Consider the following 24,142-nt stretch of genomic DNA (forward strand, 5'->3'; position numbering starts at 1 on the left):
TCCAGTTTTTTCGAAAAACGAAATTTCTCTTTCCATCGATAAATTTCTATATTACAGCGTCGGCTTCCGGAGTTATTATTTTAGAGGAATTCCGCTTCCTTCTCCCCCGGCTGGAGGAGGTCGTTCTGCACTGGCTTTTCAGGAGTTTATTTTACAGGGTCTCCTGATTTTTATATATTCTATAAAGACTATCGTTGGCAATCCTTCCCTCTTTCGCTATACTGAGAGAAAATCATGTTTAATGAAGAAGGAGTGTTTCATCATGAGTTGGAAAAAATTTGCTGCCGGTGTCGGCACCGGAGTGGCTGTGACGGTCCTCGCTAAAACAACAATGGATCAAAAAGAATCCGTTCTTTCGCCGGAAAAAGCTTTAAAAATTGTCAAGAAAAAGGCCGGAGAAATCGGCAGAATAGAAGGATCTTGGGTTCATATGATGACAGAACCGTGCGAACACGAGCACCTTATGTACGACGTTTACCGGGGGGGCGTTACTATAGCTGAAGAAGACGGCACGGTAAATGCTTATGAATTCTACGTTGATGCTTCGACCGGCGCTATTATCGAGTTGAAAAAACAGGATTAGTCCCCCCTTACTGAAGGCTTTCCACGGGTCAAAGATGTGGATTAAAAACAATGAACAGAAACGTCAGTACTGCGTGGTTGTTTTAAACGGCCCTGCGGAAACTGAAATAATGAAAGCCGCTTCCTCCATTGAGGCAGCGGCTTATTTCTATTTTTCTTCTGCTTCTTTCCGTTCCAGCGATTCAATAATTTCTTTGCCGCTTTCATCCCAGCGCAGCATCCGGTATTTGTAGTCATGGTAAAACATAAACCAGTTCCCATTTTCTATAGCAGAGGGAATAAATTCCTGTTTTTTGGATATCGAATCCATAGGATAATCATCGTAAGCCAGTACCCAGAGTACGTGCTGATGAGCATGTGTAGGCATAATGTCCGCCATGTGCCAGATATTTTTATCTCCACGGCTGATATTCAGTATGCAGTGTCCTGCACTATGCCCGCCGGTGTGAATAAGGCGAATACCAGGGAAAACTTCTTTTTCCTCTTTGAACGTTCTCACTTGATGTTCAATCGCATCCCAGTTTTCCTTGAAGTATGTATTCTTCGAGCGGATGTTAGGAGTGCGCATCTCTTCCCATTCTGTCTCATTTACCCAGATAACAGCATTTGGATACATCGGACGGCGGCCTTCTGCTGTCTCTTTTGTCAGACCCATCGAATGGTCAAAATGCATGTGAGTCATAAGAACCTCATCTATGTCTTCCGCAGAAAGACCCAGCTCGTTAAGGTTTTCTTCAATCGCCGCTTCTTCTGTCACTCCGTAGTTTCGGAGTGCTTTTTCCGAAAGCCGGCCTTTTCCTATGCCTGCTTCCATTAGAAGATTTTTTCCTGGTACCTGAATCAGCACCGGATCACAGCGCAGCTCAATTTGATTCTTTTCATTAACGGGATACTTTTTCGACCAGAGAGGGCGTGGTACTACACCGAACATGGCTCCCCCATCCATATTTGTTACGCCTCCGTTCAGCCAGGTCAAAGTTGTGTCGTCACTGACGCGAAATTGTTCTAAAGTCATCGTTACCCCACCTTATTCATTGTGATGAAGCCGAGCTTCCAGACGGTAAATTCTCATTCCTTTCCTGAAAAACTTTTCTTCATATTCCGTCATAATATTGTTCTTCATTCCGCTCTCGTGGAGATTCAGGCTCACATTCTGCAGCTGGAATCCATAACTGGTCAATGATTCGAGCGAGTATTCAAATAAACCCTGATTGTCCGTCTTAAAATGGATCTCAGCTTCTCTTTTAATCACTTCTTCATACTTCTGCAAAAATCCTTCATGAGTAAGCCGGCGTTTTGCATGCCTGTTTTTAGGCCAAGGATCTGTAAAATTAATATAAAGACGATCTATTTCTCCTTTTTCGAAAAAATCTGTAAGATAGTTAACGTCTTCCTGAAGCAGAATAAGGTTGGATTTCGCCTCTTCTACAGCTTTTTCCACCCCGCTCACAATAACGCTCTCCGACATCTCTATCCCGATCACGTTCACCTGAGGATTCTGTTGAGCCAGCTCGTTTACAAAGCGCCCTTTCCCGGAACCGACTTCTACGTAAAGCGGCTGTTCACTCGGGAATTTCTCCTGCCAGCTCCCTTTCCAGGCTGCCGGATCTGATTCGACGATATGTGCTTGTTCTGTAATGTAATCTTTTGCCCAAGGTTTATTTCTTAGTCGCATGTAACATTCTCCTTTTAACTGTTCGGTTTCCCTGTAAGCAAATGATAACTTACAGTATAAATTCTTATGTCTGCAGATGCAGCCGATATCGCCGGCTTCCTTCCTGCTGAAACGGATAAAAGGGCTGTCCGCATCAATCTTCGGGACAGCCCCTTCCTTTCATATTATTGCTGTTTAAGCGTGATTGATAATTAGAGGAATCTCCGCTTCTGTTCTGAAGTGGAAGAGCCCAGAAGCCCCTAGCCATCAACATCCAACTCTAACAGCGGCTTCTTAATAAAGCCTCATCTTCCGCTCAGCTGATTATCAGAAGGAACTTATTTATTAAAATGACCGGATTCTTCCGTCAATTTTTTGAGCTGGGTAAGCCAGCGTGCAGCCTCTACCTTCTCTCCGCGCCGACGAAACCAGAGTACGTTATCGATACACTGAATCAACCGGTACCACCAGAGTCTGAAAAGCAGGTTTTCCTCTGGTTTTTCACCATATGATTCAAACCATTGATTCCAGTCTTTTTCAGGTACATATTCATAAAGCAGCGGGGCTAAATCGAGCGCAGGATCTGCTACCTGCGCTCCATCCCAGTCGATGAGAAAAAGGTTTTTCTGCTCATCTTCGATCCAGTTATTGTGATGAACGTCTGCGTGACAGACCACATACATATCTGGTGGAAGAGCAGGAAATTTCTCTTTCAGACAGCGCAGCGCTTCTGAAATATCTCTGTCTTTTTCTTCTTCCGTCATCCGGTCCGTCGTCGTACGATATAATTTCCCGGGATCGAGCGGCTTATTTCCCATCCGCATGAACATATCAAGAAGTTCTTCTGACCGGTGAATCTTAGCCAGGAGTCCGGCGACACGGGAGCAGTTCATTTCGCTCCCTTTCAGTTCACGACCGCTCACCCACTGCTGCGCCGTAATCACATCGCCATTTTCCAGCCGCTTTGTCCAAAGCAGCTTCGGAACAATTCCTTCAGCAGACAAGACAGCTAAAAAAGGTGAAGAATTACGTTTAATGAATATTTTTTGTTTTCCCTGTTCGGCAATATACGCCTCTCCGGTAGCTCCCCCGGCTGGACGCAGATGCCATCCTTCACCCATGAAATGTTCCACTCGATTCACCCTTATCTCTCGTTCATTACTTTTGTTACCCGTTCGACCGCAGGAAAAGCCTTATATCATTGTAAATAAGTTTTGTCCATTCTTCAACTATCGGCGGGTTTTTTTTGCGAGCAGAAATTCATACGGTTCAAGCTCCGTAAATTCTCCGCTGATAGAAGCTGGATTTGTCTGCTGGTTCGATAGAAGAATTCTCCATTCCCCGCTTGCAGGAAGCTGAATTTGATAGCGTCTTCTTGTCGGGTTAACATATATCGCAATGTCGATCCCCTCTTCCAGCAGCATAAAACCAAAGACCGGTGCGGGAGTGCTGAGAAAGTGCAGCCTGTCGCGGACGACCTCTTTGCTGCGAAGCCGGAACACTTCGAAACGGCTGCGTATATTGATCAGCTGGCGGACAAAAGAAATATGCTCTTCGAACAGCTCTCTTCTCTTCCAGTCCAGCTGATTTACCATATCTCCTGAGATATAGCTGTTTCCCTCACCCAGTTTTGTCCGGAAAAATTCCTGGCCCGCATGAATAAAAGGAACACCCTGACTGACAATTGTCAATCCGGTTGCGAGCTGTTGAATGGCGCGGCGGTCCTTCTCACTCTCGCTTTCATTCGTTTTTTCAAACCTGTCCCACATCGTATGATTGTCGTGGCATTCCGCATAGTTAACGGTCTGAACGATATCAGAAACGTGAGGTGGTGTCAGTTCAAGCTCATCTGCAGAGCCTTTAACAAGCTGAGGAAGTCTTTCAATGTGACGTCCTTTTCCATTTACATAGCCATAATCATGAGGATCAAACAAATTTCCTTTCACTGTATCCCGAAAAAAATCGTTAAAAAAGCGGATTGACGGAAATTCCCCAGCCTGAGTGTTAATTGTCTTCTGATCCGATGCGAGCGCTGTGGGCAGGTCCCACCCTTCCCCGAGAAGCAGAACGGGAATTTCTTCTTCACTGCACCGTCGTTCAATAAGCTGCATCGTCTGTTTATCCAGAGCCCCCATTAAGTCAAAGCGGAAACCGTCCACCTGATAATGTTCAAGCCAGTAATTCACTGTTTCCACAATAAACTTTCGAACCATATGTCTTTCAGAGGCTATATCATTTCCTACCCCTGTTCCATTACTTACCGTACCGTCCAGGTGATAGCGGAAATAATATCCCGGAACAAGCTGTTCAAACGGGGAACTTTCCATATCAAACACATGATTGTAAACCACGTCCACGATTACAGAAAGACCTTCTTCGTGAAAGGCATCTATCATCTCCCGGCATTCTCTGATTCTCGTAAATGGATCGGCGACATCCGTAGCATAACTGCCTTCAGGAACCTGAAAAAATAATGGGTCATAACCCCAGTTGTACTGTTTATCAGGCTGTTCATCGTCCACTCTTGCAAAATCATTTAATGGAAGCAGCTGCACATGACTGACTCCAAGTTCTTTAATATAAGAGAGCCCTGTAGAATAACCGTTCGGGGTTTTCGTATTCTTTTCCGTCAGACCTTTGTATTTCCCCTTGGCTTTCACTCCGCTGTCTTTATGAATAGTAGCATCCCTGACGTGCAGTTCATAAATGGTGCTGTCCTGGGTGTGGGTAAGATTTGGTCTTGGCGCCCTTCTATTGTTGGAATCTTTTTTATAAACGACGCCTCTTTCGCTGTTCGGGGTCAGTGCTTTCGCATATGGATCAAGAATGCGGCGGATTTCTCCATGAATAATGGCTTTATAAAAATACTCAGCCCCGTGAAGGTTAAAATCTGTATGAAGCTCCCACGTGCCATTTAGTTTGTCCTCCATCGGGTAGAGAGTGCCGTCAATTACCACGCTCATATTTTCCGCTGGCGGGCTCCAGACCCGGAATGTCGTTCCTGTTTCTGTTACTACTGCACCGAGCTCTTCATCCTGAGCGTTAAATATTGAATCAAACGCAGGATCATGAACAATATGACGCAAATAGACCGGGAGCACTCTTCCTTCCGCTTCTACAGTCAGACCTTTCTTTACCGGCAGCATATCCGTACACCGGTAGCGGGCTGCATTGTCATCAATTCGTTCATCATAATAAAGAGAATAAACCTCTTCCTTATTTTCTGTGTATAAATTCATTTCTCGGCTGTAGATGTTTGTTTTTGATTCAAATACTACTACGTGCCGTTCATCAAGCCAGACTTTCCCCATGGTGTATTCCCTCATCTCTGTTGCAGTACTTTTCGGAATATTTCCTTTCCTGATTTTTAAGCCCTCAGAAAAAGTCATATCCGTTTTTGAATTCTTCTAATTTTATCACAAATTTAAAAGGAGTTTCATACCGTTAAAACGAATATAGTTATATAAGGAATACTCTTTTCCAGAGAACCGTGTGTTTTCTGCTTCTGAGTGAGACGAGCACTATTTGAAAGGAGGGCTATTTTATATGAAATACGGAATATCAAATGAAGATGTATATCTTTTTCATCAAGGCACCAACTACGAAGCGCACCGAATCCTCGGCTGCCATCAAATAAAAAATAAAGGAGCCCGCGGATTTCGATTCGTTGTTTGGGCTCCTCATGCTTCCTCAGTATCTGTTGCAGGTGATTTCAACACTTGGAGCTGGGATTCCCATCAGCTGGAGCTTCTTAACGAAACTGGTCTCTGGGCAGGTTTCTTTACAGATATTCCAGAAGGCAGCAATTACAAGTACGCCTTAAAAAACCCCAACGGCTGGAGCGGGTTGAAATCCGACCCATTTGCCCTTCAGTCTGAACTGCGTCCTGATACTGCTTCTGTAACACCTTACGATGTGGAAAACTATAAGTGGAACGATCAGAAATGGCAGAAGGAAAAAAAGAAAAAATCATCCTACAATTCTCCTCTCAATATTTACGAAGTTCACTTCGGAACGTGGAAGCAGAAAGAGGACGGGACTCTTTATACATACGAAGAGATGGCAGATCTATTAATTCCGTATGTAAAAGAAATGGGCTATACGCATATTGAATTAATGCCGCTGGCGGAACACCCCTTTGATTTATCGTGGGGATACCAGATTACCGGATATTTTTCCGTAACCAGCCGCTACGGCACCCCCAACCAGTTCAAATATTTTGTGGACAGGTGCCATCAGGAAGGCATCGGAGTTCTCATGGACTGGGTTCCGGGACATTTCTGCCGGGATGAGCATGGCCTGAGGGAGTTTGACGGAGAGCCGTTATTTGAATACGGAGATATCCATAAAGCCGATAAGCCTTCCTGGGGTACGCTTACATTTGATTTTGGACGTCCCGAAATCCAAAGTTTCCTTATATCGAACGCTGTCTTCTGGCTTAAAGACTGTCACGTGGATGGTATAAGAGCAGATGCTGTAGCAAGTATGCTTTATTTGAATTTTGACCGACAGGAAGGCGCCGAAAAAATGTATAACACATACGGCGGAGAAGAAAACCTGGAAGCACTTGCTTTCCTCAGAAAATTAAATGAAACAGTTTTTAAATATGATGAAAATGTTCTTATGATGGCCGAAGACAGTTCGGATATTCCTCTCGTGACTTCCCCGACTTACGCTGGCGGGCTCGGCTTCAATTATAAATGGAACATGGGCTGGATGAACGATATGCTCAAATATATGGAATTCGATTCTTTTCACAGGAAATGGCACCATAACCTGCTTACTTTTTCATTTATGTACACTTTCAGCGAAAATTTCGTACTGCCTCTTTCCCACGACGAAGTGGTTCATGGCAAAAAATCCCTCCTGGACAAAATGCCTGGAGATCAATGGCAGCAATTTGCCCAGCTACGGCTTTTTTATGCTTACAAAACAGCTCATCCGGGTAAAAAATTACTATTCATGGGTGGAGAATTCGGTCAGTATGCAGAATGGAAAGATCAGGAGGATCTGGACTGGCTTCTTCTTGACTATCCTCTCCATGCAGCGATGAAAAAGTATGTATCGCATCTCAATCATTTTTATAAGGAGGAACCCGCTCTATATGAGCTTGACCATGATTCCGAAGGTTTCGAATGGATTGATCCCCATAACAGCGACCAGAGCATCATCGCTTTTATGAGAAAAAGTAAAAACGCTAAAGATCAGGTCGTAATCGTATGTAACTTCACACCGGTCGTCCATTACGACTATAAGATAGGAGTCCCTGCCTCCGGAACATATGAGGAAATATTCAACTCGGATGCCGAATCATTCGGCGGCTCGGATCAGATCAACGGGAAAGCGCATTTTTCATTCCCGGAACAATGGCACAGTAAGCCCCAGCACATCCGGATTAAAGTACCTCCATTCGCGGTGTGTATGTTTAAAATAAAAGAATCTTCAGTATCAAAGGAGGAGTCATGATGAAGAAACGTTGTGTAGGAATGCTGCTGGCTGGAGGAGAAGGAAAGCGTCTCGGTCTGCTTACGAAAGAGCTTGCCAAACCCGCCGTCCCTTTCGGGGGGAAGTACCGGATTATTGACTTCACACTTTCCAATTGTTCAAATTCCGGTATCCATACAGTAGGAGTACTTACCCAGTATTCCCCACTCATTCTTAATAAACATATCGGGATAGGCAAACCGTGGGATCTCGACCGGCAGGAGGACGGGGTAACCATCCTCTCTCCCTATACTGCTAAAAAAGGCGGAAGCTGGTTCCAGGGAACTGCGGATGCTATTTACCAGAACATTCATTACATCGACCAGTACGACCCTGAATACGTCCTCGTCATTTCCGGTGATCACATCTACCAGATGAACTACGAGCATTTGATTCAGCATCACGAAGAAAAACAGTCCGATGCGACCATCTCTGTTATTGAAGTTCCCTGGGAAGAGGCTCCCCGCTTCGGGATTCTCAATACGCATGATGATCTGGAAATTTATGAATTTGACGAAAAGCCTGAAGAGCCTAAAAACAATCTCGCTTCCATGGGTATATATATTTTCAATTGGAAAACACTGAGAAAATATTTATTAGATGATTCTGACATCGAAAATTCCGACCACGATTTCGGAAAAGACATTATTCCTGCAATGCTCAATGACGGGAAGCGTATGTACGCCTACCGATTCGAGGGGTACTGGAAAGATGTAGGTACTATCCAAAGCTACTGGGAAGCAAATATGGATCTTCTTGAAGAAGACCTTTCCGTTTCCCTTAACAATAAGGAATGGCGCACCTATTCCCAGGATTTAAATTTCCCTCCTCAGTATTTAGACCATACTGCTGTCGTAGAAAACTCCTTAATCAATTCCGGCTCCTGGATCAGCGGTACGGTAAAAGATTCGATTTTGTTTGAATGCATCGATGTTAGTACCGGTTCTACCGTAAAGGAATCCATTCTTCATCCGAATGTAAAAATCGGGAAAAACTGTACAATCAACCGCGCGATCATTATGGAAAACGTTGTCGTACCTGATAACACGGTGATAGACGGTTCCAAGTACGATGAGCCTGTAGTAATCAATGACGAATACGTAGAGCAGCTAACTTAAGGAGGGCGACCGTATGAATAACTTAATGGGATTAATCAACTTAGAACATGAGTACGACTTTTTAGAAGAATTAACTTATTTCCGAAGCGGAGCCGCTGCTCCTTTTGCAGGCCGTTACAGATTAATAGACTTCACTCTCTCCAACATGGTTAAATCAGAAATTACGGAAGTAGCCGTTTTCACAAATAAAAAATACCGCTCCCTTATGGACCACGCCGGTACCGGCGCAGACTGGGAGCTCGCACGCCGTCACGGGGGGCTTTTCATTCTCCCTCCCGACTGGAATGATCCGACAGATATTTCACGCGGCGACCTCCGCCATTTTCATAACAACCGTGATTATTTCCATCGTTCTAAGGCGGACCATGTGATTATCAGCGGAAGTCAGTTCATAGCCAACACCAGCTATGAAAAAGCATTTAAATATCACCTCGATAAAGATGCAGACGTGACGCTGATCACGACTAAAGTTCAGGAAGATCTCCCCGAACATGTGAGTCAGCTTCGCATAGAAAAAGATGAGAACGGCAAGGTTTCCAACCTGACCAATGAACAGTCCAATAAAGAACTTTTTACCGGAGTCTATATTATAAAAAAAGAAGTTCTGTTAAATCTGGTGGATGAATGCATTGCCTTTCATAAAGACCACTTCTTTTTTCACGGAGTAAAAGAAAACATTCCAAATTTAAATGTACGCACGTTTGAATATGACGGCTATTCGATGTTCATAAATTCCATTGAAAGCTTTTTCCGTAACAACATGAACCTGCTTAATCCAGAGGCCTACCGCGGTCTGTTTTTTACAAATTCTTACGTGAAAACAAAAATCAGCAACCAGCCGCCGGTTAAATACCGTCATTCCGCAGACGTGAAAGATTCTCTGCTCGCCAACGGCTGCGTTATCGATGGAGACATTTCAAAAAGCGTTATTTTCCGGGGAGTACAGGTGAAAAAAGGCGCCTCCATAAAAAATTCGATTATTATGCAGCGCTGTGTTATTGAAGAAGGTGTCCACCTTGAGAACGTGATTCTTGATAAAGATGTTCAGATAACCCGGGGCCAGACGTTTATCGGCTCTCCTGAAAAGCCGTTTATCGTTGCTAAACGACGAGTTATTTAACCGGTGTCCCCTTCCGCGGAAACACCCTCTGAATCATTAAAGAAAATGAGCAGACCATTTCGTTAAAAACCAACAGAGGCAAAACCTATGATTACAAATTTAAAAAACCGTAAAACGAAGGGGGCCGGCAAAGCCCCCTCTCTTTTATAAACGTCTATCCCGACGGCTTTGGCTTTGATTAAGGTAAATGTTGATTTAATCGTTTTTACAGCTTTTTTCCACAGGCATCTTAGCCCTTCTGCCTGTTTACGGCACGAGAAGTCTATTAATGAAAGTAAGATTTTCTTTTTGAAACATTAACGCAAACGAGATGAAAACCTGTCTGCGGAAAAAATGGGCGTAAGATCCAGCATGTCGTCAGCCTGCCTGGATACCTCTTCCACAGCAGGTCAGCTGAAGTGAAGTTTCCTATACTAATCAGCAGTTAACTTTTACAGAGTTATTTTCAAAAAATATAAAGCTCTATACAGAGAAGGAGGAGACCGCCTTGAAAAACATTTTATTTGCGGCTTCTGAAGGCACTCCATTTATTAAAACAGGAGGGCTTGCAGATGTTATCGGATCGCTTCCCCAGGCTCTTAACAATCAGAAAGATACGGAAGTACGAGTCATTCTCCCGCTATATGAAAATATCGATCATTCTTTCAAAGAAAAGATGACTAAAATAACGTCGTTTGAAGTTCCCGTAGGCTGGAGACTTCAGGAAGCCGGCCTGTATAAATCCGATTACGACGGAGTCACCTACTACTTCATTGAAAATGATTTTTATTTTGGAAGACAGGGAATTTACGGTTATTTTGATGACGGGGAAAGATTTGTTTATTACAGCCGGGCCGTTATTGAAGCGATGCCCTATCTGGATTTTGATATAGACATTCTGCATGCTCATGACTGGCAGGCAGGACTTACAGTAGCTTTTTCAAATATTATGCAGCCTAAACCGGGAATGAAAACAGTTTTTACCATCCATAATATACAGTATCAGGGATGGATGACTCCGCAGGCGTTTAACGACCTGATGAATATAGGTGCTGAGCATTATCCCGGTCTTGAATGGCATGATATGATTAACAGCATGAAAGCCGCTATTTTCCACGCTGATAAAATTACTACGGTCAGTCCGAGTTACGCGGAGGAAATTAAGCAGCCTTATTACGGGGAGGGTCTTGATCCCCTGCTTAATGAGAGGTCACCAGATTTAATGGGAGTTATTAACGGGATCAATACAGACGACTATAACCCGAGCACTGATCCGCACATTGCAGCACAGTATACTACCTCCCGCGTGAAGAAAAAAGAAAATAAGGTCTTTTTGCAGCGTGAACTATGTCTTGAAGAAAATCCCGATATTCCAATGTACGTGGCCATTTCCCGCCTCGTAGAACAAAAGGGGTTCCACCTGCTGGAACGTGTTCTTGAAGAGTTTCTTCAGGAAAATGTGCAGGTTGTCGTACTGGGTACTGGAGATTATGCTTTTGAGCAGTCTTTTTCTTACTTTTCCACCCGGTACCCTGAAAAAATGGCGACTATTCTGAAATTCAGTGAGCCGCTGGCACGCCAGCTTTACGCTGCCTCGGACTTCTTTATTATGCCGTCGAAATTCGAGCCATGCGGTCTCTCCCAGCTAATTGCCCTGCAGTATAAATCCATCCCTATCGTAAGAGAGACCGGCGGACTTAAAGATACCGTTGAGCCTTACAACGAAATAACCGGTGAAGGAAACGGATTCAGCTTCGCCAACTATAATGCCCATGAACTTTTATATACTATGCGTTATTCTCTGTTGATTTATTCCAGGCCGGAGCTTTTCAAACCGCTTATTGCCAACGTAAACCGCAGTAAATTCAGCTGGAAAGATTCCGCTAAATTGTACAGTGGTCTGTACGACGAACTCGTTTAAAGAACCGGCCCGCCGCTACGTCAAATTTTTTCAGCTGCATAAATACCAGCTGCTGCAAATCACTAACCATTTAAGCAGAACAAGGAAAAGGGAGGCTACACCGTGTATACAATCAAAACCTTTCAGCAGCTTCTTACCGATAAGCTTGCCAAACATCAGGGAACGACTGTAGAAGAAGCCAGCGATAAAGATTTATATTATGCGGTTGCTTCAATCGTAAAAGAAGAAATGAATGAGAATTGGCTCAAAACGCGTCAAAAATATAAAGAACAGGATGAGCGCCAGGTCTACTATATTTCAATGGAGTTTCTTATCGGCCGTCTTATGGAAAGCAACCTGCTTAACTGCGGAATGCTGGACGTCTGCACCGATACACTGAAATCGCTCGGCCGCGATCCCGAAGCTGTTTATAATCAGGAACATGATGCCGCTCTTGGAAATGGCGGCCTTGGTCGACTGGCAGCCTGCTTTCTTGATTCCATCGCTTCTTTGCGGTATGCAGGGCACGGAAGCGGAATCCGCTACCGATATGGCTTGTTTGAACAGAGAATTATCCATGGCAATCAAGTAGAATTGCCCGATTACTGGCTGAAAGAGGATTATCCGTGGGAAACGAGAAAACCGGAGGAAGCTTTAAAAGTACAGTTCGGCGGAGAAGTACATACACACCGCCGGTTTGACGGCTCACTGGAATTTTCCTATAACGATGTGGATATAGTAAGAGCTGTTCCATATGATGTGCAGGTTGCAGGATATGATAATGATGTCGTTAATACCCTTCGTCTCTGGAGTGCGGAGCTCCCCCCGGAAGACTCCAGCATCCTGGCTGATTCTGAAAGTAAATATTATCACCATCTGGATCACATGCATTCCATTGAACAAATTTCCGGTTTTCTTTATCCTGATGATTCCCATTACGAAGGCAAAGAGCTGAGGATTAAGCAGCAGTATTTTCTCGTTTCGGCCACTCTTCAAAACATTATCAGAGAATATAAAGAACGCCACAGAGCTCCCCTTCACAAACTTCATGAAAAAATCGTTATTCAAATAAATGATACGCACCCTTCTCTGGCAGTACCTGAACTGATGCGTATTTTGATGGATGACGAAGGATTTTCGTGGGAGGAAGCCTGGGAAGTAACGACACAGACAATCGCGTATACGAATCATACCACGTTGAGTGAAGCACTCGAGAAATGGCCCGTCGATATGATTAAAAATCTTCTCCCGCGGGTATTCATGATCATCTACGAAATAAACGAGCGGTTCTGTAAAGGGATCTGGTTTGATCATCCTGAACTCCGCGATCGTATTCCGGAAGTAGCAGTTATCGCCCATGATCAGGTGCATATGGCCCACCTCGCTATCGTAGGAAGTTTCAGCGTCAACGGTGTGGCAAAGCTTCATACAGAGATACTCAAGAATAAGGAAATGAAACCTTTTTATGACCTCTTCCCGGAAAAATTCAATAACAAGACTAACGGTATTACTCACAGACGCTGGCTGCTGCAAGTCAACCCTAAGTTATCTGATGTAATTACAGAAGCTATTGGCCCCCAGTGGATTAAGCAGCCCTCGAAACTGATCGGCCTTATGCGCTATTCCAATGATCAGCCGTTCCTGGACAAAATCTCTTCTGTAAAACAGCATAACAAGCTGGTGCTTGCCCAGCTTATAAAAGAACGGACAGGTATAACTGTCAACGAAAATTCCATTTTTGATGTGCAGATCAAGCGGCTGCATGAATACAAGCGGCAGCTGTTGAATATCTTTCATGTTATCTACCTCTATAATGAGCTCAAAGATAACCCTGCTCTTGACCTTACGCCGCGTACTTTTATCTTTGCTGCCAAAGCAGCTCCAAGCTACCATATGGCTAAAGAAGTCATAAAATTGATCCATCATGTTGCTTCTGTCGTTAATAACGATAAAGATATCGGAGACAAATTGAAGGTTATTTTCCTTGAAAACTATAACGTCAGCCTGGCTGAAAAAATCATTCCAGCTGCTGAATTAAGCGAGCAGATTTCCACCGCCAGCAAGGAAGCCTCCGGTACCGGAAATATGAAAATGATGATGAACGGTGCCATTACTGTAGGCACACTTGATGGAGCAAATATAGAAATCCGCGACCTTGTAGGAGATCCGAATATATTCATTTTCGGATTGAACAGTGAAGAGGTTCTTGATTATTATGCTCACGGCGGATACAATGCAAAAGGCATTTATCATACGGATGAGCGCGTAAGAAAAATTATGGATCAATTGAACGGTGGAGAATTCGGATCCCAGGAAATAGAATTTAAAGATATTTTTTATCATATTCTTTATAATAATGACCCCTACTTTGTCCTTAAAGATTTCGATCCTTACATTGAAACACATGAGCTGATCGAGAGAAGCTACCGGAATCAGAAAGCATGGCAGAAAATGAGCGTTGCCAACATTGCCTATTCCGGTAAGTTTTCAAGTGACCGTACGATTCATGAATATGCTTCAGACATCTGGAAGCTTAAGCCTCTGAAGTAATCTGCTGCTATTCCTTTCAGGTACGAAATGAAGATTTCTCGAATGGATAAGATTCAAAAACGATTGCCAGGAAAAAGCCCCGGCCTCCTTATGTTGAGGCCGGGGCTTTCAGGCTGTTTACAAAGTAATTTTTTCTGTATAAATAGATAGTCGGCTGCTTCCGCTTTTGAAGGGTCGCTTTCTGTAGGAAACTCTGCCTTTCATAAAACAAAGAATCATTCTTCCGGAGTCACCTTCTACAGCTCCAGCATCTGAACAAAAAGAAAGACTTTGCTGCGAAGACAAGCGTACTTCATACAGGTTTTTCCTATAAAAAAGTGATTTTCTCTGCAGTGTCCGGCGGGGACGCCAGTGGGATTAAAGCGCAGTCTGAAGATCCTTTCCAATGCAGCCAGGCATTGGAAATAGCTGAAGACAAGCCCCACGGCAAGCTTCCGCCGGTAAGCGGAGGAGAAAATACAAAGAATAGAATAAATATACTTCTTTATTTAATCAACAGTCTGAAAGCCCCGGCCTCCTTATGTTAAGGCCGGGGCTTTTGTTCAGCTGTCCTTTTTTTCTTCTTTAGCAAGCTCATACATTTTCGCGAATCGTTCATCCGCACGGGCAAAAATTGTATCCTTCGGAAAGGAGCCTTCCTCGGTACGAATGTCCCCCGCTTTCATTCCTGTGAGTATTTCAAGCCCCTGCGAAATATGGCCGATGGCCCAAATATGGAACATTTCCTCTTCGACGGCTTTCACAACTTCCGGATCGAGCATCAGATTTTTAATGTTTTGATAGGGAATGATGACTCCCTGCTCTCCTGTAAGCCCGGCTTCTTTGCATATATAATAAAATCCTTCAATTTTTTCATTTACCCCGCCAATGGGCTGGATCTCTCCCCATTGATTTACAGAACCGGTTACGGCAATACCTTGAAAAATCGGTACTTCTGCGAGCGAGGAAAGAAGGACATAAAGTTCCGTACTTGAAGCGCTGTCTCCATCTATCATCGAATACGTTTGTTCAAATGTAATACTGGCTGAGAGTGGAATCGGTCTGTCTTTAGCAAACTGTCCTGATAAGAAACCGGTAAGAATCATCATTCCTTTATGGTGAATCTGGCCGCTCATTGCCGTTTCGCGCTCGATATTCACTATTCCTGTTTTACCTGCGTAGGTCTGTGCTGTAATTTTTGTCGGAATGCCAAACAGCGAATCTCTTGTACCCATCACAGCAAGGCCGTTGATCTGTCCGATACGTTCCCCTTCCGTATCGATCATGATCGTGTTCTGCTGAATCATTTCCCGGTATCTTTCGGGAAGATGATTGGAACGCTGGTTTTTTTCATAAAGAGCCTTTCTAATATCTGTTTCTTCTACATACGGTTTTTCGGCCTGTTTGGCATAATAACTGGATTCCACAAGCAGCTTTGTAACGTCCTGAAAGCGCGTAGTAAGTTTCGTTTGCTCATCCACCAGCCTCGAGCTGTAATTAATAACGTCCGCAACAGCATCACGGTGAAAGGGCAGGAGCCCCTCTTCTTCGGAATAGTTTTTAATAAAACAGGCCATTTTCCAGCTGTTTTCTTCATTTTTCTTCATCTGGGTGTCAAATTCCACTTTCACTTTAAAAAGCTTGTCAAAATCTTCATCCAACCTCGACAGCAGCTCATATATATAATAGGAGCCGATGATAATGACTTTTACATTTAACGGTATAGGTTCCGGCTTAATGGCGCTCGCAGGAAACAGGCCGCGGTCTTCATTGGGATTTTCTATATAAATTTTTTCTGTCTGCAGAGTTCGTTTCAGCCCGGTCCATGCATAAGGATGCTGAAGCAGTTCTGCTGCCTGTAAAATCAAATATCCGCCGTTGGCGAGATGCAGCGCTCCCGGTTTAATTAAAGAAAAATCCGTTACCAGGTTCCCGAGCTGGCCCTGATATTCTATCTTTCCGAAAAGGTTTTGATACGTAGGGTTCGTTTCGTAAATAACCGGCGCTCCTCGAAGGTTCTTGTTATTCACAAACAAATTTACCGTGTATCGCTGCAGATGCTGATCTCTGGAGCCTGTAATAGCACTCATAATATTGGCCTGCTCTTCTTCGTCGGAAAGAAAGACGTGAAAATGATCAATGATGTCCATGAAATAGGCATCCAGGTAATCAAGGACTTTATGGTTTTCCTGATAAAGGGTGCGCAGCGGCTTAAATAATTTTATGATTGTATGGGAAGTCGTTTCCTGCATAAAGTCATGGACGTCCTGACGCAGCTTATCTTCTTTTTTTTGAATCTGCAGCACTGTTTCCTGAAGCTTGTCTTCCAGCTTTTTCTCTTTTTCTTTCCATAGTCTTTTATCTTCATCGGATAGACTGGTGAATTCTGCTTTGCTTATTGGTTTCCCATGAATAAGTGGTATAGTATTGATCCCTGCCTGGGTCTTTTCGATTTTATAATCATAGTTCGCAGCAAACGCTTCTGCTTCCTTCCACATCTCCTCTACCTGACGCCGGAAATCATCAAACAGCCGGCGTTTCTTTTTCTCATATTGATCAGTCGAAAAGGCGGTACGCATCTCCCTTTCTATATCAATGAGCAGAATTTCCATATGTCTTCTGAAAGTAAGCCCTTCTCCTACGGGGAAAGAAATCACAAGCGGACGATCCGGATTTTCAAAATTATGCACGTAACACCACTCATAGGGCACCCGCGTCTGCTTTGCAATTTTTGCTACCGTGTTTTGTGTATAGGTCATTCTTCCAGTTCCTGTCGGGCCGACGACAAAAAGATTATAGCCGCTCTGTTCCACCGAAAGACCGAAGCTCATTGCTTTTTCTGCTCTTTTCTGACCAATCATATCCACTGTGCATTTTTCAAGGGTTTCCGTCGTTTCAAAATTAAATATTTCTTTTTCACAATCGGAACGCAGTTCTTTGACTGAAAGTTTTCGGGAAGCGGGCAGTTCCATTCTTTTATTCGTTTCCATCCTTTCCTCCCCCTAAATATTGTTTTGGCGATTATCTGCTTATACTTATAGATTAGACACCGCCCTCGCTATTCCCTGTAAGCAGTGAATGATTCCTTCATTAAGTTTTTCCTGGAACTTTCCTGTGGCTGTTTGAAAGAAGCTGAGCTGTCTTCTGATTCAAAGCGGAGTTTCCTCTGCATAAACAATGTTATATATGTGGAACTTCATAATTAGTCTCTGCTTCTGTAACCAGCCTGCATTCTTCCAGTGCTGCACACTGGAAGAATTAGTTGAAGACGAGCCCCGCGGAAAGCGTCCGTCTGAAGTGGAAATCATTCACCATGTTCGAAAATTCCTATCTTACAGCGACTTATGAAATTGATTCATATAGCGTACGAAAAAGAGACTGCCTCAGCAGTCTCAAAGTGTATAGACAAATTTTCTTTATCTTCATTCGCTCTCTTCTTCCGTGTTTGTTCTAACGAAAGTTTTCGTGGTCATCAGCTGTCATTATCGAGCAGCGAGGGGATTACAAGTCAGAGTTCCTTTATCAGGACTTGCACTAAATAGCCTCTGCCATTTTTATTTATTCAACTTCCTTTTTCCAGACGAGCAGGTCATCATTTATTCGATGGAACTCTTCCTTCGTCATAGGAGGACAAACATAAAACATGAAGTCCTGTCCCGGATACATTTTATTCAGCTCCATTTTCACCTCACGAAAAGCTTCCGAAAAAGCAGCCGCCGAATTCTCTGTGTAAAACTCTATTCCCGATCTGCCGCGCCAGTCAAAGGCACGACGGATATATACAACCGTCATTTCGTTTAGATTATTCACCTTTTACCGCTCCTTCATTAGCTTTCTGCCTACCATATCGTAACGGATAAAGGTTATGTTTTCAACTGTTTCCCCTATAAACATCTGCCAGGGGGATCCGATCCACTTTTTTATACATCGGACGGGATCCTGGATTAACCTGAAATAGGGTCAATGCATTCACCTGCATGTAAACAGGCTCGAATGAACCTTCTGTTTTGAAAGGAAACTCCTTATCGGATCCGTATTTTTTAGCTGTTGTTATATGAGGACGAAATAACTTTCCGGATGAAGGAAAACCTAACTTCACAGCTTCTTCCTCTATTTGTTCCTGAAGCAGCTTCAGATTTTGTTCTTTCTCCGCTTTCAGTATTAACACGCGGGGTTTCTTTTCACTTCCGAAAAAGCTCCATTTTGAAACAGTAAAAGAAACTGCAGGGAGCGTTTTTTCTTTTAAATTCCCCCATAGAACGTAAGTCTCCTTCCAGCCCCCTAAAAAAAGCATGGTAAGGTGGAGATCTTCTGGGTGCGTGATGTGTTTATAATAATCGGAAACGTGAAGCTGTTTCTGAATCTGTAAGGCTTTATTCCGGACTGCTTCATTTACTTCCAGACCGATAAAATGATGGACCATGACTGTGCCTCCTTTTTCCATGCAAAATCTCTATGCTATAATGGGGAGTAATCATATCAGATTAAATTTCTTTTTACCGCAGAAAGGGTGACTGTCGTGGCAAAAGTAGTAAACCATATGGATGAACTCATCGGGGATACTCCGATCGTTAAGTTGAATCATCTTCCAGATAAACAGGGAGCTCAAGTTTATTTAAAACTTGAATATATGAATCCTAGTGGAAGTGTGAAAGACCGTGCTGCTTCCAATATGATCGAACAGGCTGAAAAAGACGGGCTCCTTCGTCCTGATTCAGTAATAATTGAACCAACCTCCGGCAACACAGGCATTGGGCTGGCAATGACCGCAGCTGCCAAAGGATACCGTACGATTCTGACGATGCCTGACACGATGTCTCAGGAGCGCATTAATTTATTAAAAGCCTACGGCGCAGAGGTCGTTCTTACTCAGGGCGATAAAAAGATGCCTGGTGCTATAGAAAAAGCGAAACAATTAACGGAACAGACAACCAACGGGTTTATGCCGATGCAGTTTGAAAATGCCGCCAATCCGGATGCCCACCGTTTTACAACCGCAAAGGAAATCAAAGATGCTATGAAACAGCTGAACAAACCGCTTTCAGCTTTTGTTGCAACTTCAGGCACAGGCGGGACGATTACCGGTACAGGAGAAGAACTGCGTAAGGCTTATCCTGATGCAGCGATTCATGTCGTAGAGCCAAAAGGTTCTCCTGTACTTTCCGGCGGACGGCCCGGTCCGCATAAACTTGTAGGCACTTCTCCAGGCTTTATTCCTCCGATTCTGAATGAAGCTGTGTATGAAAAAATACATCAGATTTCAGACGAAGATGCCTACGATGCTGCCAGGCGCCTTGCCCGCGAAGAAGGTATTCTCGTAGGTCCTTCTTCCGGAGCAGCCTGCTACGCGGCCTGCCAGGTTGCCAAGCAGTATGGACCGGAGGATGTTGTTGTTGCGATTGCCTGTGACACGGGTGAAAGGTATCTCTCGACAGACTTGTTCCAATTTGATTAATAACATCGAAGGTTTTTAAAATCTCCCGGAAACGTCCTCGCGATAACTGCTGTCGTGAGGACGTTTTTCTGGGAGGTGATGTAACACACCAGTCCCCTCCCGCTTCTATGTCCCTGGTTTTCTCACAATATGCGGCTGTTTGCGTACAAGCACGAACAGAAGAAATGCCCCGCTCAGAGTACACACTCCATAAAATAAATAAACTGCCAATATCGAAAACCAGTCAATAAGAAGTCCCGCTGACATGCTGAAGAAGAAAGCACCGACTCCATTGCCGACCGCTGCATAGATGGAAACCGCTGTAGCACGTACTTCTTTCGGTGATATTTCTGAAACATACTGCAGGGCAGCCGGCACAAAAAGTCCGATACTGAAACCCTGCATGATCGTAGTTACATATATCCAAACAGGATCAGGGCCGGCAGCATAAAAAATCCAGCGCAGACCGGATATTAACGCAGCCGCAAATAGTATTGTTAAAATACCGCGGCGGTAAATCCATGCCCCTGCCCAGCGCATAAACGGAACTTCACTTCCTGCGGCAAGCAGAAAGGCGAAACCGACTCCTGCAAGGGATCCTCCCACAAATTGAATAAGCACTCCGAAATAAAAATTGTTTGCCATAATCGGTCCATATACGAGAAATGTGATAAACAAAAAGAGCATAAATCCATCTACTTTAACGAGGCGTCTCATACCGCCCTTCAAATCAACTTTCGCCGTCGCTGTTTCATTAGGCATACCCGTAGAGAAAAACGCACTGATAAATAACACAATGGCAAATCCATAAAAAATAACCTGCAGTCCGAATAGATCGGAAAGGTTACCCATTATCCACACGGCTACGGCAAATCCAACTGCTCCCCACATGCGGATTTTTCCATAATCCCCTCCATGCCGGCGTACATAATTCATCGCAATACTGTCGGATAAAGGGATAACGGCGCTTTGAAACACAGCAAGCAGGGCTGCTATAGTGACGAAAAGAAAATAGTCCTCAGCAAAAACATACGTTAAACCGCTCAATCCTGCTCCGATAGAAGCAACGGTTAACAGTAATTTAGGACGTTTAGTATAGTCACTGAACATGCCCCAAACAGGCTGGATCAGAATCATCACGACCGGACCTATTGAAGTTATTACGCCAATCTGCGCGCCCGACAACCCTACGTCGTCTTGAAGATACACAGTTAATAGTGGGAAAAGACCCCCTAAACCGAAATAAATAAAGAAAAAATATCCTTTCATATTAAAAAACGTTCGCTGCTGCATTTTATCATCCTGGCTTTCTGTATGTAATTTCTATTTATAGTCCCAGTATACGCTCCCCTATAGGATGTTGAAAAGCTGAAACCCGAACGATTAACACAGAATTTACAATAGTTTTACGAATTTTACGTCTTTTTCGCTTTACGAAAAGATATTCATTAAGGTAAAATAGAGAACAAAGGAGGGGACATTACGATTCGAACGTAAGTACGAATACGAATTACCCGCTTCCCGAAGCTCAGGCGTTAAAAACGTCGTATTCTATGTGACTGCAGATGGCAGAGTCGTCCGGCCCTTTACTCGTTTGTGACCGTTTTCGCTATTTTATTATCTATCACCGTTTCGCCCTTTCTGCACTTAATGTGCCGCGATTTTCTTTTCTGGGTGACAAACAAGAAGGAGTGGTTTTTTTGAAACCGTCAACCGATCGTATGTTAACTCGTATTAAATCTGTGTATCTTTACATTAAACAGAAAGGGAGCGTTTCTACGAAAGAGCTCGTCGAAGAATTTGGGACAACTGACCGAACAATTCAGCGGGATTTAAATGTACTGGAATATAACGGACTCGTCATGCCTATGGAACGAGGCATCTGGACAACGACGAACAAAAAAACAAAAGTTTCTTAATACGCAGCCCGCTCGCAGGTATCGAGGGGGGGTTTTGCAGAAGCAGACTATCAAACAGAGCTTAGTTTTAAAAGGGGCTTCCCGCGTGAATTGCGGGACAGCCTCTTTTTATGCGCTTATTTCCGCTTTCACTCGTTAGTTTTTTACGTTTTCTCGCCTGAAAGCTGATTCAGTTCAACTTCCGTCAATTCGCGGTATTCACCTGGGTTCAAATCTTCATCAAGAATCAGGGTGCCCATCCTCACTCTTTCCAACTCTTTTACACGGTTTCCGACTGCCGCCATCATCCGTTTTATCTGGTGATATTTCCCCTCCTGTATCGTAATAAAAACAACGGAAGCAGCATCAGTTGCCGCTATCCGTGCCGGCTTCGTCGTATAGCCGTCATCCAGGGTGACACCGGCCTCCAACTGCTGAACGGCGGAATCGCTCAACGGTTCAGCGAGCGTTACGACATACTCTTTATCCGCTTTATGCTTGGGAGATGTCAGCCGGTGAGCAAGCTTCCCGTCATTTGTTAACAGAAGAAGCCCTGTCGTATCTTTATCCAGTCTGCCTACCGGAAAAGGTTCAAATAAAGCATCCTCCGGCTCGAGCAGATCGACGACCGTCTCTTCATTTTCATCTTCTGTCGCCGAAATAAGTCCTGCAGGTTTATGCATCATAAGATAAATGTAATCCCGGTAGACCACCGGTTCTCCAAACACTTCCACTTCCTGAACGTCAGTATCTACCTGCGCCTTCCCATCTTTAACTGCCTCTCCGTTTACTTTCAATGCTCCCTGTTTTAAAAACTTCTTCACTTCTTTTCTCGAACCATACCCTAAGTGGGATAGTAATTTATCTGCTCTCATTTTTATGCCTCCGGTGGTGTGAATATTTAATTACTATTTTCAGCTGCCCGTTAAACCGTTTCGATAACCAAGCAGGATATATAAGGAGTTTTCTATATTAGTAGGCGTCTGCTGTCCTGTCTTTTTTTTACCATGAGCTGGAGTCGACATGGGGCGACTCCAGGGCGAAGTAGGACGAGCCGAAGATCCATCCTCCCGACCGCAGGGAGGAAGGGATTAGCTGAGGCCGGCCCTGCGCCCCCATGGAAACGAAAGCGCACGTTCATCGATTCAATACTTTATTTTCAAGGCAGCCTCAAACTTAATAATACGGACCGCTTATTTCTGAACAGACAAAAGAAAAACCCGGCGCACTTAAAAGGCAGACCGGGTGCTTTTCTATTAATCATCATCTCCGAACATAAAATACTTCGTACGGATGTTTACATTCAAAACAAGCCCGACGGCAATCATATTTGTTACCAGGGCGCTCCCTCCATAACTAACAAACGGAAGAGCAAGACCGGTAATTGGGACGACGCCAATCGTCATTCCAATATTCTGGAAAATTTGGAAGACGAGCAGTCCGACCACGCCGGCCACGAGATAAGAGCCGAACGTATTATTACACGTAAAAGCTATCATTACCATTCTGTAAAGAAGCAGAAAGTAGATAACGATAAGAATCGTTGCGCCTATAAAACCAAATTCTTCAGCAATGACAGTAAAAATAAAATCTGTATGAAGTTCCGGGATAGCACCGCTCTGCGATTTTATCCCTTCCACAAATCCGCTTCCAAAAAGCTGGCCTGCTCCAATTCCCTGCAGCGCATGGAACAATTGATATCCTTCTCCGCTGACATTAGCAGACGGATCAAGCCAGGCATAAATTCTGCTCAGCTGGTGTGGTTTTATCACCTGGGAAAACAGGGAGAAAAAATTGTTGTGCATCCAGATGAGAAAAGCAATTCCTCCGAGAACCAGGCTGATAAGCAGGCTGATAATACGAAAGCTCACCCCAGCCATGATAACCATAATAAACATGATCGAACCGATGACGAGTGCCGTTCCCAGATCCGGCTGAATTAAAATCAGCAGAAAAGGCGGAGTTCCCAGAGCAAGAATTTTACCTACGACAATAAAATCGGATTTGAGCGTTTTAGGACGCGGTTTTTTTGTAATCAAAAACAACAGATGGGCCATCGATATGATAATAAAGATTTTTACGAATTCTGAAGGCTGAAATGTAAATACCCCCGGGATCCCGATCCATCTCTGCGCTCCGTTAACTTCAATTCCAAAGAAATGAACAAGAACTAACAGAAAAATACTTACGCCATAAAGAGGAATAGAAAATTTCTTCAGCAACTCATAATCCACCAGCATTGCTGCCCCCATAAGCAGGGACCCTATCGCAAACCAGATAATCTGACGCTGAACGAAAGAACTTGCCGGAACGTTATACTGTTCCGAAGAGGCTGCACTGAAAATTGCAATAAGGCTGATGCACATTAATACAAATAAAAAGAACAGAAGTGAGTAATCTAACTGTTGTAACGGACTTTTACGCTCTTGCATCTTTTCACCTTC

At 43.9% G+C, this 24,142-nt stretch carries 18 protein-coding genes; 8 read left to right on the forward strand and 10 right to left on the reverse strand.

The window, feature by feature from the left end:
- Positions 1–262: 262 nt before the first annotated feature.
- Complete coding sequence (locus FTX54_RS13065) at positions 263–583, forward strand: PepSY domain-containing protein (protein ID WP_147805310.1); 321 nt, start codon at positions 263–265, stop codon at positions 581–583.
- 147 nt (positions 584–730) lie between these two features.
- Here the strand turns inward: FTX54_RS13065 and FTX54_RS13070 are convergent, their stop codons facing one another.
- The 4 genes from FTX54_RS13070 to pulA form a co-directional block, all read right to left on the reverse strand.
- The gene (locus tag FTX54_RS13070; RefSeq protein WP_147805311.1) at positions 731–1,597 is read right to left on the reverse strand and encodes a YtnP family quorum-quenching lactonase; all 867 of its coding nucleotides are present in this window, start codon (positions 1,595–1,597) and stop codon (positions 731–733) included.
- Between the two features lie 12 nt (positions 1,598–1,609).
- On the reverse strand, positions 1,610–2,257 hold the full coding sequence (trmB, locus tag FTX54_RS13075; RefSeq protein ID WP_147805312.1) for a tRNA (guanosine(46)-N7)-methyltransferase TrmB: 648 nt from the start codon (positions 2,255–2,257) through the stop codon (positions 1,610–1,612).
- A 317-nt stretch (positions 2,258–2,574) separates the two neighbouring features.
- Positions 2,575–3,369, reverse strand: a complete 795-nt coding sequence (locus FTX54_RS13080; protein ID WP_246125729.1) for a phosphotransferase family protein — start codon at positions 3,367–3,369, stop codon at positions 2,575–2,577.
- A 96-nt stretch (positions 3,370–3,465) separates the two neighbouring features.
- A complete protein-coding gene (gene pulA, locus FTX54_RS13085) occupies positions 3,466–5,547 on the reverse strand; it encodes a type I pullulanase (protein ID WP_246125730.1) in 2,082 nt (693 codons plus the stop codon).
- Positions 5,548–5,782: 235 nt separating this feature from the next.
- On the opposite strand from pulA, the gene glgB reads away from it, so the two are divergent.
- The 5 genes from glgB (at position 5,783) to FTX54_RS13110 (ending at position 14,387) form a co-directional block, all read left to right on the forward strand.
- Complete coding sequence (gene glgB / locus FTX54_RS13090; protein ID WP_147805315.1) at positions 5,783–7,702, forward strand: 1,4-alpha-glucan branching protein GlgB; 1,920 nt, start codon at positions 5,783–5,785, stop codon at positions 7,700–7,702.
- Positions 7,702–8,838: a glucose-1-phosphate adenylyltransferase gene (locus FTX54_RS13095; protein ID WP_147805319.1), complete on the forward strand. Its 1,137-nt coding sequence runs from the start codon at positions 7,702–7,704 to the stop codon at positions 8,836–8,838. Before glgB ends, FTX54_RS13095 begins: the two co-directional genes overlap by 1 nt.
- Before the next feature lie 13 nt (positions 8,839–8,851).
- Complete coding sequence (gene glgD / locus FTX54_RS13100; RefSeq protein ID WP_147805316.1) at positions 8,852–9,958, forward strand: glucose-1-phosphate adenylyltransferase subunit GlgD; 1,107 nt, start codon at positions 8,852–8,854, stop codon at positions 9,956–9,958.
- Positions 9,959–10,445: 487 nt separating this feature from the next.
- On the forward strand, positions 10,446–11,858 hold the full coding sequence (glgA, locus tag FTX54_RS13105) for a glycogen synthase GlgA (protein WP_147805317.1): 1,413 nt from the start codon (positions 10,446–10,448) through the stop codon (positions 11,856–11,858).
- Positions 11,859–11,960: 102 nt separating this feature from the next.
- Positions 11,961–14,387, forward strand: a complete 2,427-nt coding sequence (locus tag FTX54_RS13110; protein ID WP_147805318.1) for a glycogen/starch/alpha-glucan phosphorylase — start codon at positions 11,961–11,963, stop codon at positions 14,385–14,387.
- A gap of 542 nt (positions 14,388–14,929) precedes the next feature.
- Here the strand turns inward: FTX54_RS13110 and FTX54_RS13115 are convergent.
- The 3 genes from FTX54_RS13115 to thpR all read right to left on the reverse strand — a co-directional run bounded on the left by FTX54_RS13115 (position 14,930) and on the right by thpR (position 18,789).
- Positions 14,930–17,356 carry a Lon protease family protein gene (locus tag FTX54_RS13115; protein WP_147805166.1) on the reverse strand — a complete coding sequence of 809 codons (2,427 nt, stop codon included), beginning with the start codon at positions 17,354–17,356 and terminating at the stop codon, positions 14,930–14,932.
- 568 nt (positions 17,357–17,924) lie between these two features.
- Positions 17,925–18,176, reverse strand: a complete 252-nt coding sequence (locus tag FTX54_RS13120) for a hypothetical protein (RefSeq protein WP_147805165.1) — start codon at positions 18,174–18,176, stop codon at positions 17,925–17,927.
- A 61-nt stretch (positions 18,177–18,237) separates the two neighbouring features.
- The gene (gene thpR / locus FTX54_RS13125) at positions 18,238–18,789 is read right to left on the reverse strand and encodes an RNA 2',3'-cyclic phosphodiesterase (protein WP_187254675.1); all 552 of its coding nucleotides are present in this window, start codon (positions 18,787–18,789) and stop codon (positions 18,238–18,240) included.
- A 117-nt stretch (positions 18,790–18,906) separates the two neighbouring features.
- On the opposite strand from thpR, the gene cysK reads away from it, so the two are divergent.
- Positions 18,907–19,821, forward strand: a complete 915-nt coding sequence (gene cysK, locus FTX54_RS13130) for a cysteine synthase A (protein WP_147805172.1) — start codon at positions 18,907–18,909, stop codon at positions 19,819–19,821.
- A 105-nt stretch (positions 19,822–19,926) separates the two neighbouring features.
- Here cysK and FTX54_RS13135 read toward each other — a convergent pair whose 3' ends face one another.
- Positions 19,927–21,093 carry an MFS transporter gene (locus FTX54_RS13135; RefSeq protein ID WP_147805163.1) on the reverse strand — a complete coding sequence of 389 codons (1,167 nt, stop codon included), beginning with the start codon at positions 21,091–21,093 and terminating at the stop codon, positions 19,927–19,929.
- A 407-nt stretch (positions 21,094–21,500) separates the two neighbouring features.
- On the opposite strand from FTX54_RS13135, the gene FTX54_RS13140 reads away from it, so the two are divergent.
- Positions 21,501–21,719, forward strand: a complete 219-nt coding sequence (locus tag FTX54_RS13140; RefSeq protein WP_147805162.1) for a DeoR family transcriptional regulator — start codon at positions 21,501–21,503, stop codon at positions 21,717–21,719.
- A gap of 143 nt (positions 21,720–21,862) precedes the next feature.
- On the opposite strand, the gene FTX54_RS13145 is transcribed toward FTX54_RS13140, so the two are convergent.
- Complete coding sequence (locus FTX54_RS13145; RefSeq protein WP_147805161.1) at positions 21,863–22,573, reverse strand: pseudouridine synthase; 711 nt, start codon at positions 22,571–22,573, stop codon at positions 21,863–21,865.
- 381 nt (positions 22,574–22,954) lie between these two features.
- Positions 22,955–24,130, reverse strand: coding sequence for a rod shape-determining protein RodA (rodA, locus tag FTX54_RS13150; RefSeq protein WP_147805160.1), 1,176 nt, complete (start codon positions 24,128–24,130; stop codon positions 22,955–22,957).
- Positions 24,131–24,142: the final 12 nt, after the last annotated feature.

This window comes from Alkalicoccus halolimnae, from assembly GCF_008014775.2.
GTDB classification, from domain to species: domain Bacteria; phylum Bacillota; class Bacilli; order Bacillales; family Salisediminibacteriaceae; genus Alkalicoccus; species Alkalicoccus halolimnae.

Excerpts from the sequence above, each read along its gene's own strand:
- FTX54_RS13065 (WP_147805310.1), top strand. The coding sequence starts at position 263 with ATGAGTTGGAAAAAATTTGCTGCCGGTGTCGGCACCGGAGTGGCTGTG.
- FTX54_RS13070 (WP_147805311.1), bottom strand. The coding sequence starts at position 1,597 with ATGACTTTAGAACAATTTCGCGTCAGTGACGACACAACTTTGACCTGG.
- trmB (WP_147805312.1), bottom strand. The coding sequence starts at position 2,257 with ATGCGACTAAGAAATAAACCTTGGGCAAAAGATTACATTACAGAACAA.
- pulA (WP_246125730.1), bottom strand. The coding sequence starts at position 5,547 with ATGGGGAAAGTCTGGCTTGATGAACGGCACGTAGTAGTATTTGAATCA.
- glgB (WP_147805315.1), top strand. The coding sequence starts at position 5,783 with ATGAAATACGGAATATCAAATGAAGATGTATATCTTTTTCATCAAGGC.
- FTX54_RS13095 (WP_147805319.1), top strand. The coding sequence starts at position 7,702 with ATGAAGAAACGTTGTGTAGGAATGCTGCTGGCTGGAGGAGAAGGAAAG.
- glgD (WP_147805316.1), top strand. The coding sequence starts at position 8,852 with ATGAATAACTTAATGGGATTAATCAACTTAGAACATGAGTACGACTTT.
- FTX54_RS13115 (WP_147805166.1), bottom strand. The coding sequence starts at position 17,356 with ATGGAAACGAATAAAAGAATGGAACTGCCCGCTTCCCGAAAACTTTCA.
- thpR (WP_187254675.1), bottom strand. The coding sequence starts at position 18,789 with ATGGTCCATCATTTTATCGGTCTGGAAGTAAATGAAGCAGTCCGGAAT.
- cysK (WP_147805172.1), top strand. The coding sequence starts at position 18,907 with ATGGATGAACTCATCGGGGATACTCCGATCGTTAAGTTGAATCATCTT.
- FTX54_RS13135 (WP_147805163.1), bottom strand. The coding sequence starts at position 21,093 with ATGCAGCAGCGAACGTTTTTTAATATGAAAGGATATTTTTTCTTTATT.
- FTX54_RS13145 (WP_147805161.1), bottom strand. The coding sequence starts at position 22,573 with ATGAGAGCAGATAAATTACTATCCCACTTAGGGTATGGTTCGAGAAAA.
- rodA (WP_147805160.1), bottom strand. The coding sequence starts at position 24,130 with ATGCAAGAGCGTAAAAGTCCGTTACAACAGTTAGATTACTCACTTCTG.